The sequence below is a fragment of the Parabacteroides sp. KHUB-01 genome, from assembly GCF_056640935.1.
The window spans coordinates 2,005,505-2,022,859 of the sequence record NZ_CM153256.1 but is presented as its reverse complement, the minus strand read 5'-3'; the positions used below and the strand labels follow the sequence as shown (position 1 = coordinate 2,022,859).

Sequence of the window (17,355 nt, the reverse complement as noted above, 5' to 3'; positions counted from 1 at the left end):
TTATGAACAGATTCCGTTTAAATATTTTATTGGTCGGTATTTGTTTTGCTTTGATATTTTCCGGCTGTCGTTCTTCAAAAGGTGTTGGCGGCGAAGATTCAAAGCAGTTCAAGGAGCAGAAGGAAATTCTGACAGCAGTTCAGGAGCAATCTTTAGATTTCCGTACAATGTCGGCACGCTTGCGTGCTGATGTGATAATGCCTGATAAGGAAGTCAGCTCAAGAGTTGATTTGAAGATGATAAAAGACAGTTTGATACAATTGTCTGTGCAACCATTTCTTGGTATTGAAGTATTCAGACTTGAACTGACAACAGACAGTATCAGACTTATCGACAGAATGGGAAAAAGATATTTGGCTGAGAATTATTCAGCTATGAAGAAACAGTGGACTGTCGATTTTGATTTCTATAATTTACAGGCATTGTTCATAAACAGTATTTTTGTTCCCGGAGAGAAAACTTTCGGTCCAAAGCAGTATAACCGTTTTCTGATGAAAAAGAACACTCAGACTGTTGAATTTGTGGCTGAGGACAGAGCTGATATAAGATATTGTTTTAATGTTGATAAAGAAAACAAACTGCTTTCATCACGAATATCAGATGCGAGCGACAAGTTTGTGTTGACTTGGGACTATTCGGATTTCCAGGTTCAGGGAAATAAACTTTTCCCGATGAACGGAAATGTAGGAGTCGTGGTTGACGGTAGAAATGTGGGAGGTTTGTCTCTCTCTTATTCACGTATACAAATTGATAAGGATTTAAAAATTAATACATCTGTACCTTCCAAATATGAAAGGGTTACTGCGGAGCAGTTGCTGAAGATGTTGAAGTTTTGATGTAATGTTTTTGGATATGAAATATAGTTGGTTGATTCTTTGTTTTGTTTTGGCGTGCCCTGCATTCGGACAGCGCTCGGAAAGAGTGCGTCAGCTTGAGAATGAAAGGAAAAAAGCGCTTGAAGAAATAGAGATGACAAACCAGTTGTTGAAAGAAACAAGTACATCTGCAAAAAACTCGTTGAACAGGCTTAATCTGCTTTCGCAGCAAATATTGTCCAGAAAGAAAGTGATAAGTCTGCTTGGTCAGGAGGTTTCGGCAATCAATACCCAGATAGCAGAGAAAGGAAAAGAAATTGAGCGTCTTGAAAAGGAACTTGATGATAGAAAGAAAAACTATGGCAAGTCGGTTCAGAATATGTACAGACGTAAAGGTTCGCTGGATAAACTGCTGTTTATTCTTTCTGCGGAAGATTTCGCCCAATCCTATCGCCGTATGCGTTATTTGAAAGAATATGCAGATTGGCAGAAAATGCAGGCTAGCGCAATAGTTGAACAGCAGGAAAAGATTGAAGGAGAAAAAGCTTCGCTTCAGAAAACTGTTTCGGAAAAGCAGACCTTGCTTGCTAATCGCGAACAGGAAAACCAGAAATTACAGATAGAAGAAAAAAATCAGAAGGACGAAGTAAACGCCCTCAATAAAAAGAAAAAAGACTTGCAGGCTCAGTTGCGTAAGAAACGCCAACAGGCTGAGGCTTTGAACCGTCAGATTGAAAAGCAGATAGCTGAGGAAATAGCTAAGGCTGAAGCAGAAGAACGCGCGCGCAGAAAGAAACAGGGAAACCAGACTTCTGCATCTGAAGAAAGAGTTGCCGAAAGTAAAGGCGGCTATGCGATGACAAAAGAAGAGCGCCAATTGTCCGGAAGTTTTGCGTCCAACAAAGGTCGTTTGCCTTATCCCGTTACCGGACGATATACAGTTGTGGCTACATTTGGCGAACAGCAGCATCAGGATTTGAAATATGTGCGTACCAACAATAGCGGAATTGATATACAGACAACTCCGGGAGCTGATGCTAGGGCTGTGTTTAACGGGGAAGTGACACGTGTGTTTGTTGTTCCGGGATATAACAATTCTATAATTGTTCGTCATGGTAATTATCTGACTGTTTATAGTAATTTGAGCCAGGTTTATGTCAAGGCTGGCGATAAAGTTACCACCAAACAATCTCTAGGAAAGATATTTGTTGATACGGAGGATGGCAATGCTACAATCCTGCACTTCCAGATATGGAAGGAGAAAGTGAAGCTTAATCCTTCACATTGGTTGTTGTAGTTGGATGGTGTTGCAAAACTAAATATTGAATTTAGAAAACTTACAATTAGAAATTTATTAATAAGTTTCAGATAACAACGGGTATTTTTTGGCTGAAGGCCTTAAATTATATAGCACAGGGCAACGCCCTGTGTTTCAATATGTATACCCTATAATAAGCCCTGAAGGGGCGGAACTGAGTGAAGTTATGCCCTTCCAGGGCGCTTAAGTATGTGACGGTCAAAAACGTAGGGCGTTGCCCTACGCTGTAAAATTAAAGGCCTTCAGCCAATATTCAGATAGAAATATAGCTTTCGATATAAACTAATATTGAACTTTTGCTTATTATATTGTTTCAATCTGTAACTTTTTAGAATATTGGTTTGAGTTTTGTAATATTCCTAAGTTGACAAGGAAAAAACTGTAGCCTTGTTCCCTTGTCAACTCGTTCCCTCGTTCCCTATTCCATAAATGCTTTTCTTTCTTCCGGACTATAATGTTCAATGGCATATCTCAGCGTTGTACGGTGCATATTCTTGCGGTGAATGTTCAGAAAGTCTGTAAGGGTTTTCCTGTCTCTTTTGCCCACTTCTCTCAACACCCATCCGATAGCTTTGTGTATTAGGTCGTGCTTATGATTCATAAGTCGCAATGATAAATCCAGTGCTTCATTGAATGAATCGTTACGTACAAGGGTTAACGTTGAAACAATGGAAATACGTTGTTCCCAAAGATTGTCGCTTTCGGATAGATGATAAAGAATGCTTCTGTCGCGGTTCAGAATATATGAGCCGATTATATACGGACAACTCAAATCCACCAAATCCCAGTTGTTGCAACATTTCGTATGTTTCAGATAAAAACTGTAAATCTCATCTCTCTCATTGTCTGTTGTAGATTTCTTCTTGAAACGTAAAACCAGAATCATCAAGCCGCATAGCCTGACTTCGTGCCATTCGCTATTGATTAATTCTGATATTCCATCAAAATCCAGTCCGATATATTTCTTGGCTATGTTTCGAGTTTGCGGAACCGTTATTCCCAGGAATTTGTCGCCTTCGCCATATTCTCCTTTCCCGGTTTTAAAGAATCTGCTCAAATGTTTTGCTTTATCATCAGAGCCCAGTTCCTTAAGCTCATTTTCAATTTGCTTAGCCGAATATTCCATACTATTCCGTGTTTGAAAATACATATTTGACATTTTTGCAAAAATACTTGACATTTTGAAAAAAACATCGTAGTGTTTTCGGAAAAACACTGCGGCGTTTTACTGGAAAATCCTTACCTTTGTAAACTAAATAGATAACATAACACATGGAAAAACAATTTAAGAGAACATTGATAACTACGGCTTTGCCGTATGCTAACGGACCGGTTCATATCGGTCACTTGGCAGGTGTTTATGTGCCCGCCGATATTTATGCCCGTTATCTCCGTTTGAAAGGAGAGGAAGTGTTGATGATTGGCGGTTCGGATGAACACGGTGTGCCTATCACTTTGCGTGCAAAGAAGGAAGGCATCACTCCGCAGGACGTAGTTGACCGTTATCACAATATAATCAAAAAGTCTTTTGAGGAATTCGGTATCTCTTTCGATATCTATTCCCGTACGACTTCTGAAACTCACCGCCAGATGGCTTCTGATTTCTTCCGCACATTGTATGACAAGGGAGAATTCATTGAGAAAACAAGCGAACAGTATTATGACGAAGAAGCAAAACAGTTCCTTGCAGACCGTTATATCACTGGTACTTGCCCTCATTGCGGAAACGAAAAGGCTTATGGTGACCAGTGTGAAGCTTGCGGTACATCTTTGAGCCCTACTGAACTTGTAAATCCTAAATCTGCTATCAGCGGAAGCAAACCGGTGATGAAAGAAACAAAACACTGGTATTTGCCTTTGGATAAATGGGAACCGTTCTTGCGTGAATGGATTCTTGAAAATCATAAGGAATGGAAGCCTAATGTTTACGGTCAGTGCAAGAGCTGGCTGGATATGGGATTGCAGCCACGTGCGGTGAGCCGTGACTTGGATTGGGGTATTCCTGTTCCGGTAGAAGGCGCAGAAGGTAAAGTGCTTTATGTATGGTTTGATGCTCCTATCGGTTATATATCAAATACAAAAGAGCTTTTGCCAGACAGCTGGGAAAAATGGTGGAAAGACCCGGAAACTAAGATGGTTCACTTCATCGGTAAAGATAATATTGTGTTCCACTGTATTGTGTTCCCTTCAATGCTTAAGGCTGAAGGCTCATATAATCTTCCGGAAAATGTTCCGGCAAACGAATTCCTTAACCTTGAAGGAGACAAGATTTCAACTTCACGCAACTGGGCTGTGTGGTTGAATGAATATCTTGTTGATATGCCGGGCAAGCAGGATGTTTTGCGTTATGTTCTTACAGCAAATGCTCCTGAAACAAAAGATAATGACTTTACATGGAAAGACTTCCAGGCTCGCAACAACAACGAACTTGTTGCTATCCTTGGTAACTTTGTAAACCGTGCATTGGTGTTGACAGGTAAATATTTCGAAGGTAAAGTTCCTGAAGTTGGCGAACTTACTGACTACGACCGTCAGACTTTGAAAGATTTCGAAGATGTTAAGGCTAATGTTGAGCGTTTACTTGATACATATCACTTCCGTGACGCACAGAAGGAAGCTATGAACCTTGCGCGTATCGGTAACAAATATCTTGCAGATACAGAACCTTGGAAGCTTGCCAAGACAGATATGGCTCGTGTGGCAACTATCATGAATATTGCATTGCAGATTACAGCAAATCTCGCTATTGCATTTGAACCGTTCTTGCCTTTCAGCATGGAGAAATTGAACAAGATGCTTAATGTTGAGCCTCTTGGTTGGGACAGACTTGGTTCAACAGACTTGCTTCCAGCCGGACATCAGTTGGGAAAAGCTGAACTTTTGTTTGAAAAGATTGAAGATAGCGTAATCGAAGCTCAGGTTCAGAAATTGCTCGACACTAAGAAAGCAAACGAAGAAGCAAACTATAAAGCAAAGCCAATTCGTGAAAACATTGAGTTTGATGATTTCATGAAATTGGATATCCGTGTGGGAACAGTTTTGGAATGTACAAAAGTTCCGAAGGCAGATAAATTGTTGCAGTTCCGCATTGACGACGGATTGGAAAAACGTACAATCGTTTCAGGTATTGCCCAGCATTATAAACCGGAAGAATTGGTTGGTAAACAGGTTTGTTTCATTGCCAACCTTGCGCCTCGTAAGTTGAAAGGTATTGTATCTGAAGGTATGATTCTTTCAGCAGAAAACTTTGATGGTAAACTTGCTGTTATCACTCCGGAAAAAGAAGTTAAACCGGGTAGTGAAGTGAAATAATATATAATCACTCAAGCAAGAAGGATATTAAGGAGTTAAAAAGTTTAGGAAGAAAGTTTTCAAAAAACTCTCTCCTTGACTTCTTAACTCCTTGAGTCCTTAATTCCCCTTATAATTATGGAAATACGAATGGTTGATTTGCACCGCCAATATCTCAGATTAAAATCTGAAATTGACGGAGCAATGCAAAAGGTAATTGACAGCAGTGCATTCATAAACGGCCCGGAAGTAAAGGATTTTTCTGCTGAACTGGCTGATTATATGAGTGTGAAGCATGTCGTGCCGTGTGGAAACGGAACGGATGCCTTGCAGATAGCATTGATGGCTCTCGACTTACGTCCTGGTGATGAGGTTATTGTTCCGGCTTTTACTTATGTGGCAGCAGCAGAAGTTGTAGCTTTGCTTGGGCTTATTCCTGTTTGGGTGGACGTAAATCCGGAAACATTCAATATTAATCCAAATCTTATTGAAGGAGCTATTTCTCCTCGAACTAAGGCTATAGTTGCTGTTCACTTGTTTGGCCAGTGTTGCGACATGAAACCTATCATGGCAGTTGCTGAACAGTATGGACTATATGTGGTTGAAGATAATGCCCAGTCAATGGGTTCTTTCTATACGTTCCCTGATGGAACAAGGAAAATGGCAGGAACAATAGGGCATATCGGAACAACATCATTCTTCCCGTCAAAGCCTTTGGCTTGTTACGGAGACGGTGGAGCGATGATGACTTCGGACGACCGTTTGGCTGAGAGAATGAGGATGATTGCATCGCACGGACAACAAATAAAGTATCATCATAAAATATTAGGTTGCAATTCTCGTTTAGATACATTGCAGGCTGCTGTGTTAAGAACAAAATTGCCGCATCTTGATGAGTTTAATGAAGCTCGAATTTCAGTGGCGAAGCGTTACAACGCATCATTGAGCGGAAATCCGATGTGGGAAATACCGTCAGTAAGTTCGTACTCAACCCATGTATATCATCAATATACATTGAAAGTTAAAGAAGGGATGAGAGACGGATTGCAGGATTATCTTAAATCGAAAGGTATTCCTTCTATGATTTATTATCCTCTGCCGTTGCAGAAACAGGAAGCTTTTTATGGATTTGCCAGAAAAGGCAGCTCTCTGCAGATTGCAGACAAGCTTACACAGCAGGTGTTGTCATTGCCTATTCATACGGAAATGACAGACGATGAGGTGGATTATATTATTGAAACTATTTGTAGTTATGGACAGAATTAGCAACAAGGTGCGTTTTGCTGTTGTTGGCTGCGGTCACATCGGTAAACGCCATGCTGAAATGATTACCCGTGATTCCGGTGCTGAGCTGATAGCTTTATGTGATATCAAGCCGAAAGAATCTTTAGGAATAGAGGCTTATAATGCAGATTTTTATTCTTCTTTTGATTCGCTGATTGAAGCGCGTCCAGATGTTGATGTTATTAATATCTGTACGCCTAACGGATATCATGCACAGATGGCAATAAAGGCAATGTCGGCAGGTTATCATGTGGTGATTGAAAAACCTATGGCTTTAAACAAGGAAGATGCTGAGCAGATTATATTTACTTCTCTAAAATATAACAAGAAAGCTTTCTGTGTCATGCAGAACAGATATTCTCCTCCTTCTGTGTGGATAAAGAATATGATAGAAAGCGGAAAGCTTGGGAAAATATATATGGTTCAGCTTAATTGCTACTGGAACCGCGACGAACGCTATTACAAACCTGAAAGCTGGCATGGAACGAAGGATTTGGACGGAGGAACATTGTTCACCCAATTCTCTCATTTCATTGATATAATGTACTGGCTTTTCGGTGATATAACTAATATCAAGTCTAGAATGAGAGACTTCAATCATTCTGAGACTACAGATTTTGAGGATTCAGGTATTGTATCGTTCGATTTCGTAAACGGTGGAATGGGAAATCTTTGCTTCTCAACATCTGTTTGGGGTAAGAATATGGAAAGCAGTATTCTGATTGTTGCCGAAAACGGTAGCGTGAAAATTGGCGGTCAGTATATGAACGAAGTGGAATATTGCCATATCAAGGATTATGAAATGCCGGAACTGGCTCCAACCAATCCGGGAAATGATTACGGGCCTTACAAAGGTTCGGCTCAGAATCATAATTTCGTTATCCGCAATGTGGTGGAAGTCCTTTCGGAAGGAAATAACGAGCCTATAACAACCAATGTTCTTGAAGGAATGAAGGTTGTGGATATCATTACTCGCATGTATGAGGCGAGTAAAAATGAAAATTGATAACAGATACGAGGGGACGAGTTGACAAGACATCAGGAGATAATATCAAAACACCTTGTCAACTAGTTATCTTGTCAACTCGTCAACTAAAATAAATACTGAAAATGAAAATAGCGATAGTAGGAACAGGATATGTTGGTTTGGTCAGCGGCACATGTTTTGCCGAGATGGGAACGGAAGTATTTTGTGTTGATGTAAATTCAGAGAAAATAAATAATCTGAATAAAGGTATTTTGCCAATATACGAACCCGGATTGGAAGAAATGGTGCTGCGCAACAAGGAAGCCGGACGTTTGCATTTTCTGACTGATTTATCGTCTTGCCTGAATGAGGTTGAAGTAGTTTTTAGTGCAGTTGGTACGCCTCCGGATGAAGATGGCAGTGCCGATTTGAGATATGTTCTGGAAGTGGCACGCACTGTGGGCCGCTATATGAACAAACATTTGCTGGTTGTGACTAAGAGTACAGTTCCAGTTGGGACTGCAAAGAAAGTCCGCGCAGCAATACAAGAGGAATTGGACAAACGTGGTTCTGACTTGACTTTCGATGTAGCTTCAAATCCTGAATTCCTTAAGGAAGGAGCTGCGATAAAGGACTTTATGAGTCCGGACAGAATCGTGGTCGGTGTTGAGTCTGAAAAGGCAAAAGATTTGATGAGCCGACTTTATCGCCCGTTCCTGCTTAACAATTTCCGTGTCATATTTATGGATGTCCCTTCAGCCGAAATGACTAAATATGCGGCAAATGCAATGTTGGCAACACGAATAAGCTTTATGAATGATATTGCCAATCTTTGCGAGATTGTTGGTGCAGACGTAAATATGGTCCGAAAGGGAATAGGTTCGGATATCCGAATCGGTTCGCGTTTCCTTTATCCCGGCTGCGGTTACGGCGGTTCATGTTTCCCTAAGGATGTGAAAGCATTGGTGAAAACAGCAAGAGATAATGGCTATCCGATGAGAATCCTTCAAGCCGTAGAAGATGTTAATAATGAGCAGAAATCTATTTTGTTCAAGAAATTGCAGAAACAGCTTGGCGATAATCTTAAAGGTAAAAAGATTGCACTATGGGGATTGGCTTTCAAGCCGGAAACAGATGATATGCGCGAAGCTCCTTCATTAGTCGTAATTGAAAAGCTATTGGAAGCCGGATGCACTGTTACGGCGTTCGACCCTGTTGCTATTCCGGAAGCCCAAAGACGATTGGGCGATTCCATACAATATGCCAAAGATATGTATGATGCAGTAGTTGAGGCAGATGCCTTATTGATGCTTACTGAATGGAAAGTGTTCCGCCTTCCGTCTTGGACTGCAATACATAAGCTTATGGCAAACCCTCTGGTTATTGACGGACGCAATATTTATGACGCAGAGGAGATGAAAGAATATGGTTTCGAATACCATTGTATTGGTAAATAATAAAATAGACAATAATTATATCTTTATATTCTAGTTTTGCTACAGTTGTGGTTTATTTAAGTCACAGCTGTGGCGAAATTAAATCACGGCTGTGACCTGATTAGGTCACGAGTGTGACTTAAATAGTCTTTGGTCAACTACAAATTAATCTTGAAAATATTCAAAAGACATCATATCGTATAAATGGGAGATTCATTAAAAAATAAGACCGCTCAAGGATTGTTTTGGGGACTTATCAATAACGGCACACAACAGTTGTTGAATCTCCTTTTTGGTATATTTCTTGCCCGCCTTCTGGAACCGTCGGACTATGGAATGGTGGGGATGTTGACTATCTTCTCGCTGATAGCGGCGTCGCTGCAGGAGAGTGGGTTTACGGTTGCTTTGGCTAAAAAAGCTGAGGTTACATCAAAAGATTATAATGCTGTATTTTGGTTCAGCTCAGGGTTGAGTTTTTGCATGTATTGGATATTATTTTTCTCAGCTCCTTTAATAGCTGATTTTTATAAAACACCAGAACTTATACCATTGTCAAGATATTTGTTTATAGGCTTTTTTATTTCAAGTTTAAGTATGGTGCCCAGTGCTTATATGTTCCGAAATATGCAGGTTAAGCAGAAAGCATTGGCAACGTTTGTTGCTTTAGCCGTATCTGGAACGGTTGGTATAATATTGGCATATAATGGGTTTTCATATTGGGGAATTGCAACTCAGAGTATCGTTTATATATTGACTTTGACAATAATATATTGGTTCCTATGTCCTTGGAGGCCATCTTTTAATATTGATTTCTCCCCAATAAAAGAAATGATAGGATTCAGTAGTAAATTGTTGTTTACAAATATCTTTATTCATCTGAACAATAATATATTTTCTATTGTGCTTGGTCGATATTATACAGAGAATGAAGTCGGACAATATAATCAGGCAAACAAATGGAATTATATGGGACATTCACTGATTTCAGGGATGGTTGGAAGTGTTGCATTACCGATGTTCTCGCAAATATCTGATGATACGGAGCGTCAAAGACGAGCTTTTCGCAAAATGCTTCGATTCACATCTTTTATCTCTTTCCCGGCTATGTTTGGCCTAGCCTTGATTGCTCCGGAGATGATAACAATAATGATTACTGACAAATGGCTGCCTTCTGCATTGATATTGCAGGTATTGGCTATTGGAGGAGCTTTTTTTCCGATAGTCAGTTTGTATTCCAATTTGTTGATGAGTAAAGGTAAATCAGATATTTATTTATGGAATACAGTTGTTTTAGGGTTATTACAACTTGCTTTGATTTTACTGCTTTATCCATATGGAATAGCTATGATGATAAAAGCCTATGTTGCGTTAAATGTTCTATGGCTTCTGGTTTGGCATTATTTTTTATTTAAGGAAATACGATTACCGTTGATTCATGCACTAAAGGATATAGGAGCTTTTGCCGTTATTGCTTTTTTTGTTATGTTGGCAACGTGGTATGTGACGAAGGCAATAGAAAACATATATATATTAATCATTGCCAAAATACTAGTAGCATCTTTGTTGTATGTTATGGTAATGTGGCTTAGCCGCTCTGTGACGTTTAAGGAATGTTTGTGGTATTTGTTGAAGAAAAACAGATAGGATGATATTCAATTCTAATAATAAAGAATTAACATTGGTTCCAATAGGAGGACTAGGGAACAGAATGTTGGCAATAACTTCGTCTATAAATTATTGTCTGCGTAAAGACTTTAATCTTAAAATCCTTTGGTTTAGAGATTGGGGAATGGGCGCTAATTTTCATGATTTATTTAATATATCAGATTCTCTTAATAATGTAAAGGTTATTGATGCCAAATGGTATCATTATATATATGACAGACCTAGAAAAAGGAACCTGTGGTTACCAGGAATTATTCAAAGATGTTTATTTGATAATTTGATTTATGAGAAAAGGATATATGATAATGGAGGCTCTGGACCTATACCTAAATGGTTGGATGAATCGGTAAATCCTTATCTTGTTTATTGGGGTGAAATACCAGGATATGAATGTCTGTTTGATATGCTAGAGCCGTCCAAACCTAATCTACAGAAAATTGATGAAAGGATTTCATGCTTGAAGAAAGGAAAAACTATAGGTGTTCATATTAGAAGAACGGATAATATTGTTTCTATAAAAAACAGTCCTTTGTCATTGTTTATAGAAAAGATGGAAAAAGAAATAGACAAAGACCCTGATATAATGTTTTACCTGGCTTCGGATTCTGAAAAAGAAAAAAATACGTTGGTTAAGCATTTTGGTGAAAGAATTTTTACCGTAAACAATAAAGTTGAAAGAGGTTCTGTAGATGGAATTGTTGAAGCTTTAGTTGAACTTTATTCGTTGGCATCAACAATTAAAATATTGGGCTCAAAAGGAAGTAGTTATTCTATTTTGGCATCACGATTAAAAGGTATACCTTTGGAAATAATAAAGATAAATTGATGTGTAAATGTGTAAGTTGTCAATAATAACCGTAAATTATAACTCTTGGCTATTTACTAGGAGTTTTCTTGATTCTTTATCTAATTATAAGAAAAAGGATTGGGAAGTTATTGTTGTGGATAATGCATCAGAAAAAAATGAAATAGAATATTTAGAAAATATATATCCATGGGTTAAGTTTGTTCGAAGTAATAATAATTTAGGCTTTTCAGGTGGAAATAATTTAGGTGTTTTACATTCTAGTGGAGAATATCTTTTTTTTATTAATAATGACGTAATAATAAAAGAAGATTGTTTTTCTCTGTTATTAGAAGATATGGAAGAGGATTCTTCCATCGGAGCAGTATCTCCTAAAATAATTAATAAAGATGGCTCTTATAACTATCTTGGTTGTGATAGTTTGGATAAGTATCTGATGAGAATTCATTATAGAACTAATATTCTTGGAGAAAATAGTAAAGTTAAAGAAAAAACTTCACTTATTCATGGAGCAGCTGTCTTAATAAGACGAACAGCATTATCTGTTGTTGGAGGATGGCCTGAAATGTATTTCTTATATTCAGAAGAGATAGATTTGTCTTTACATTTAAAAAAAGCGGGTTATGAATTGTTATATGAACCTAATGTGGAACTCTTGCATATAGGTAGTTGTAGTACGGGTAAGAATTCTCCTTTGGTTTGTTATTATAATTCTAGGAACAGATTATTATTATACAGACGAAATCTGGAGGCATGGAAAAGATATTATGCAATTTTATATCATATATTATTGATAGTGCCTCATAATTCATTAAAATACATCAAAGAAAAGCAATATGATTTATTATTTGCGTATCTTTCTGGTGTAAAAGATTTTATCTTGTCACGTTTTGGAAAAAGAAAATGAAAATGTACAACACTCCAATATTATTCCTAATATTCAATCGCCCGGATACAACAAAAGTCGTATTTGAGCGAATAAGGGAAATAAAACCTTCCCGGTTATATGTTGCGGCTGATGCTCCTAGGCCAGGAAAAGATGAAGAGGCAGAATTATGTCGTCAGTCAAGGAGTATAATTGATTCTGTGGATTGGCCTTGTGAGGTTAAGACATTGTTTAGGAACGAAAATTTAGGATGTAAAAAGGCTATATCTTCTGCTATTACATGGTTTTTTGAGCAAGAAGAATATGGTGTTATATTGGAGGATGACTGTTTGCCTGATTTATCGTTTTTCCGTTTTTGTGAGGAGCTTTTGATAAAATATAAAGACGATGAAAGAATTGGGCATATAGGAGGTAATTGTTTTTTACCAGGAATAGTAAAAGATGGATATAGTTATGACTTTTGTAATATAACTCATATTTGGGGATGGGCAACTTGGCGCAGGGTTTGGAAAAATGTAAATGTTGATTTTCCATTTTGGAACAAGTATCCTCAAAGACATTCATCACTCTTCTCTAATAAATTAGAAGAGATATATTTCTCAAGTTTTATACCTGATGCATTGTCTCATAAAGGAGGTTTGAACCCTTGGGGAGTTTTCTATTATTATAGTTTGAGATTACAAAACCAACTTTCAATATATCCGTCTGTTAATATGGTGACGAATATAGGATTGGGTGATCCTAATGCAACACACACAACCAAAAAGGCTGATAAGTTGTACGTGGAATCTGAGGAAATGAAGTTTCCTTTGAATCATCCGGAATATATTCTAAATAATAAAGAGATTAATAACAAGGCAGTTAAAAATAACTTCTTTTCTTATAAGAGGTTGGTAAGATATTTATTACTATGGAGAAAGTGTCTGTTGTAATGTGTACTTATAATGGTGCTAAATATATTAGAGAACAACTTGATTCTATTGTTAATCAAACGTATCCTTTATATGAAATAATTATTCAAGATGATGGTTCTACAGATGATACTATTAAGATTATAGAGGAATATTTGGTAAAATATCCATATATACGTTTAAATATTAATAAAGAGAAAAAAGGTATAAATGGAAATTTCTTTTCAGCTATGCTTTTGGCAAAAGGAGAATATATCGCAATATCAGATCAAGATGATATTTGGGAATTAGATAAAATAGAAACACAATTAAATTCTATTGGAGAGAATTGGTTGTCTTCAGGATTTTCAAGGCCATTTGCTACTGGTGAAAATATAAAAGTTCATTTTGATTCTAGAATTCCGAATTTTACCATAGAAAGAATGATGTATGTAGGGATGACTCCTGGACACACTTTGTTAATAAAAAGATCTTTATTAGATAAGATACCAAATTTGGATAAATGGATGAATTATTATACTTATGATAAGCTTATTCAGATAGTTGCTGCAGCTTATGAAAAAGTACAATTTTGTGATAAAGTGCTAGTTAATAATAGACGTCATATATTGGCTGCAACTTATTGCCCTGCACAAAATTATAATAAAACTTTATTGAATATTTTTTATTCTATAAGAAGAACATTTTTGTTTTATGTAGAATTATATCCTATAATTAGAGAATACTTTACTACATTATCTATTTTTCTGAATGAGATTGAAACGGATACTAAATCTTTAAGAAACGCAAAAGCATTAGCAAAATATCATAGTAAATCTTCAATATTATATTTTGTGTTGCTTCAAATAAAATGTGTTAAACTAAGAAATAGAATTTTTCATACTGTAGAAAAGAATGTTTTTCTATCAGTTATGAGAGCATTATTTTTCCCTATATCTTGTAGTGATTATTTTAGATATATGTCAAAGAATTATCGAAAGTAAATAATGAAAATATTACTCCTTAACACCTCATCCCGCACCGGCGGAGCCGCCGTTGCCGCCGATCGTCTAAGATCATCCCTTATCAGGAATGGTATAGACACATCTATGCTTGTAAGAGACAAATCGGAGGGAGATGATAAATATATTACGGTAAATAATACTTGGCTTAGGCGGAAAATAAACAAATTCCGTTTTTATTTTGAGCGTATTATAATATTTCTGTTCAATAAGTTAAATAGAGCTGATTTGTTTCGTGTTTCAATAGCAAATACAGGAACAGATATCAGTAAGATGGAGGAAGTGAGAAATGCTGATATTATTCATTTACATTGGATAAATCAGGGATTTCTTTCTTTGTCAGATATAAGAAAATTATCAGCATTAGGTAAACCTATAGTTTGGACAATGCATGATATGTGGCCTTGCACTGGTATTTGTCATCATGCACGTGACTGTAATAAGTATCATAAGAAATGCAATTCTTGTTTTTATTTAGGTAATAAATCAGGTAATGATTTGTCAACTAAAATATTCTTGAATAAAGCAGAAATATATAAGGATGCGGATATCACTTTTGTTGGTTGTAGTAAGTGGCTTACTGGGAGAGCAAAAGAAAGTGCTTTATTAATCAATAAGAATGTATTGGATATACCAAATACTGTGGATCAAAGTATTTTCAAGAGAAAGGATAAATATGAATCCAGACGTAAGTTTAATTTGCCTTTAGACAAGAAATTACTTTTGTTTGGAGCATTGAATATTACTGATACCAGAAAAGGTGTAGATTATTTGTTGAAAGCTTTATCGTTTATTCGTAAAGATGATTTAGAATTGGTGGTATTTGGTAATATAAAGTCTGAGATTAAGCAGTTAATACCTGTACCAATTCATCCAATGGGATATTTAACCGAAGAAACGGTAATTGCAGATTTATATAATGCTGTTGATTTGTTTGTAACTTCATCGTTGGAGGAAAATCTCCCCAACACCATCATGGAATCCATGGCATGCGGAACTCCATGCGTAGGTTTTGAGATTGGAGGAATTCCTGAAATGATAGACCATAAAAAGAACGGATATGTGGCTAAGTATAAATCTGCAGAGGATTTGGCTGAAGGTATAAGATGGATTTTGGATAATCCGGACAGAGAAGGAATATCTACGGCTTGTGTTGATAAGGTAAATTCTTGTTATTCTGAAGATATTGTTGCGCAGAAATATATAGCTTTGTATGAGCGTTTGCTTGCAGGCAAACGATAAATATTTTAAGGTTCGCAATTTATGTTTGGTTTTATTTTGAAATGTAAAGCTAAGTGCTTGGGATTTTTAGGTAATCAGGCATTAAAGAAGAAATTATATACAATAATATTCCAGTCTGATACCAAGAAAGGACGGTTGTTCGACCTGGTTCTTGTATGTTTTATTATAGCCAGTGTCCTTGTGATTATATTGGACAGTATGAACTGGTTCACTTCCACTTCGTTTTGGATTTTGCGTGCCTTGGAATATTTGTTCACGGCTTTTTTTACTTTCGAATATCTTGTACGAATATATTGTTCGCCCAAACCTAGGAAATATATCCTCAGTTTTTTCGGGATAGTGGATTTATTGTCGATATTACCGGTTTATTTAAGTCTGATATTTACCGGAGCGCAATATCTTTTGGTTATACGTGCTTTCCGACTGATAAGAATATTCCGAATATTCAAGCTGTTTAACTTTATAAATGAGGGAAATCTGCTCTTACGTTCTTTGTGGATTAGTGCACCGAAGATTTCGGTTTTCTTTTTCTTCGTGCTTATTCTTGTGACATCCATGGGAACGATTATGTATATATTTGAAGGAACAGAACCAAATTCGCAGTTTAATAATATTCCGAATAGTATTTATTGGGCAATAGTAACGATGACAACTGTTGGATATGGAGATATAACACCAGTAACACCAATAGGACGTTTTATTTCTGCTATTATAATGCTTATTGGTTATACGATTATCGCTGTACCAACAGGAATTGTATCGGCAACAATGGTGAGCCAACAGAAAAAGCTACGGAACAGGAAATGTCCCGGCTGTGGCCGTGTCGGTCATGATATAGAAGCTCATTATTGTCAGAATTGCGGAACAAAACTGCCTTCCTTGCCTGATATGGAAGAGTAATTTTGATTATCTTCGCCACTCAAACTTTTGTATAATTGAATATTATGAATAATATATCACCAAAGTTTTCCATAATTACTGTAACATATAACGCAGAGCAATGGCTTGAGAGAACTATATTGAGTGTTCTCAGTCAGTCGTATCCAAATATTGAATACATAATAATAGACGGAAAATCCAAGGATAAGACATTGGATATTATCCGTCAATATGAATCTGGAATTACCTATTGGATATCCGAACCGGATAAAGGTTTGTACGACGCCATGAATAAAGGCTTGCAAAATGCCACAGGTGATTATGTATGGTTTCTGAATGCCGGCGACAATCTGCCTAGTGCTGACATAATCCAGCTTATGGTACAGAAAATGTCAAAGTTGAAGAATCTGCCTGATGTAATATATGGAGAGACTGCAATAGCCGATAAAGACGGAAAAATAATAGGAATGCGCCGTTTGAAGGCTCCGAGACGTCTTACCTGGCAGAAGTTCCGTTGGGGAATGCTGGTTTGCCATCAATCTTTTATAGCAAGAAAGGCAGTTACGGATTCATATAACCTGTCTTATCCGCTTTGCGCCGATTATGACTGGTGTATCCGCGTGTTGAAAGCTTCGAAAAGAGTGTTCAACACTCGTCTTACTTTAAGTAATTTCCTGGAAGCCGGACTAAGCAGTCAGCAAAGAAAGGCTTCTTTGAAAGAACGTTATGCAATTATGTGTAATTATTATGGTACATTTGCAACCATGCTTATGCATCTTTGGTTTGCCGTTCGTTTCTATTATGCGAAATGGGTGACGAAGAAGGTCATATAATAAAAGCAATTAATTAAAAACA

Annotated in this window: 15 protein-coding genes; 14 read left to right on the top strand and 1 reads right to left on the bottom strand. The window is 37.1% G+C overall.

Going from position 1 to position 17,355, the window contains the following annotated elements; genetic code table 11:
• Positions 1-2 precede the first annotated feature (2 nt).
• Both lolB1 and ACYIAR_RS08860 read left to right on the top strand, forming a co-directional pair.
• Positions 3-836 carry a lipoprotein insertase outer membrane protein LolB1 gene (gene lolB1 / locus ACYIAR_RS08865; RefSeq protein ID WP_480328935.1) on the top strand — a complete coding sequence of 278 codons (834 nt, stop codon included), beginning with the start codon at positions 3-5 and terminating at the stop codon, positions 834-836.
• Between the two features lie 16 nt (positions 837-852).
• Positions 853-2,112, top strand: coding sequence for a murein hydrolase activator EnvC family protein (locus ACYIAR_RS08860; protein WP_480328933.1), 1,260 nt, complete (start codon positions 853-855; stop codon positions 2,110-2,112).
• Between the two features lie 439 nt (positions 2,113-2,551).
• Here ACYIAR_RS08860 and ACYIAR_RS08855 read toward each other — a convergent pair whose 3' ends face one another.
• Positions 2,552-3,259: a DNA alkylation repair protein gene (locus ACYIAR_RS08855; RefSeq protein ID WP_480328931.1), complete on the bottom strand. Its 708-nt coding sequence runs from the start codon at positions 3,257-3,259 to the stop codon at positions 2,552-2,554.
• Between the two features lie 146 nt (positions 3,260-3,405).
• Between ACYIAR_RS08855 and metG the strand changes: the two genes are divergently transcribed.
• The 12 genes from metG to ACYIAR_RS08795 all read left to right on the top strand — a co-directional run bounded on the left by metG (position 3,406) and on the right by ACYIAR_RS08795 (position 17,333).
• Positions 3,406-5,445 carry a methionine--tRNA ligase gene (metG, locus tag ACYIAR_RS08850; RefSeq protein WP_480328929.1) on the top strand — a complete coding sequence of 680 codons (2,040 nt, stop codon included), beginning with the start codon at positions 3,406-3,408 and terminating at the stop codon, positions 5,443-5,445.
• Positions 5,446-5,562: 117 nt separating this feature from the next.
• Positions 5,563-6,690 carry a DegT/DnrJ/EryC1/StrS family aminotransferase gene (locus ACYIAR_RS08845; RefSeq protein WP_480328927.1) on the top strand — a complete coding sequence of 376 codons (1,128 nt, stop codon included), beginning with the start codon at positions 5,563-5,565 and terminating at the stop codon, positions 6,688-6,690.
• On the top strand, positions 6,686-7,714 hold the full coding sequence (locus ACYIAR_RS08840) for a Gfo/Idh/MocA family protein (RefSeq protein WP_480333603.1): 1,029 nt from the start codon (positions 6,686-6,688) through the stop codon (positions 7,712-7,714). The genes ACYIAR_RS08845 and ACYIAR_RS08840 overlap by 5 nt, the downstream gene beginning before the upstream one ends.
• Before the next feature lie 104 nt (positions 7,715-7,818).
• Positions 7,819-9,132 carry a UDP-glucose dehydrogenase family protein gene (locus tag ACYIAR_RS08835; protein ID WP_480328925.1) on the top strand — a complete coding sequence of 438 codons (1,314 nt, stop codon included), beginning with the start codon at positions 7,819-7,821 and terminating at the stop codon, positions 9,130-9,132.
• Positions 9,133-9,315: 183 nt separating this feature from the next.
• Positions 9,316-10,755: a lipopolysaccharide biosynthesis protein gene (locus ACYIAR_RS08830; protein WP_480328923.1), complete on the top strand. Its 1,440-nt coding sequence runs from the start codon at positions 9,316-9,318 to the stop codon at positions 10,753-10,755.
• A gap of 1 nt (position 10,756) precedes the next feature.
• Entirely contained in the window at positions 10,757-11,602 is an 846-nt protein-coding gene (locus tag ACYIAR_RS08825; RefSeq protein ID WP_480328921.1) for an O-fucosyltransferase family protein, read from the top strand.
• Between the two features lie 7 nt (positions 11,603-11,609).
• Positions 11,610-12,488: a glycosyltransferase family 2 protein gene (locus tag ACYIAR_RS08820; RefSeq protein ID WP_480328919.1), complete on the top strand. Its 879-nt coding sequence runs from the start codon at positions 11,610-11,612 to the stop codon at positions 12,486-12,488.
• On the top strand, positions 12,485-13,399 hold the full coding sequence (locus ACYIAR_RS08815; protein ID WP_480328917.1) for a hypothetical protein: 915 nt from the start codon (positions 12,485-12,487) through the stop codon (positions 13,397-13,399). Before ACYIAR_RS08820 ends, ACYIAR_RS08815 begins: the two co-directional genes overlap by 4 nt.
• The gene (locus ACYIAR_RS08810) at positions 13,378-14,361 is read left to right on the top strand and encodes a glycosyltransferase (protein ID WP_480328915.1); all 984 of its coding nucleotides are present in this window, start codon (positions 13,378-13,380) and stop codon (positions 14,359-14,361) included. Before ACYIAR_RS08815 ends, ACYIAR_RS08810 begins: the two co-directional genes overlap by 22 nt.
• Positions 14,362-14,364: 3 nt before the next feature.
• Positions 14,365-15,621, top strand: coding sequence for a glycosyltransferase family 4 protein (locus ACYIAR_RS08805; protein WP_480328913.1), 1,257 nt, complete (start codon positions 14,365-14,367; stop codon positions 15,619-15,621).
• A gap of 36 nt (positions 15,622-15,657) precedes the next feature.
• Positions 15,658-16,521: an ion transporter gene (locus ACYIAR_RS08800; RefSeq protein WP_480333601.1), complete on the top strand. Its 864-nt coding sequence runs from the start codon at positions 15,658-15,660 to the stop codon at positions 16,519-16,521.
• Positions 16,522-16,565: 44 nt separating this feature from the next.
• Positions 16,566-17,333: a glycosyltransferase family 2 protein gene (locus ACYIAR_RS08795; RefSeq protein ID WP_480328911.1), complete on the top strand. Its 768-nt coding sequence runs from the start codon at positions 16,566-16,568 to the stop codon at positions 17,331-17,333.
• Positions 17,334-17,355: the final 22 nt, after the last annotated feature.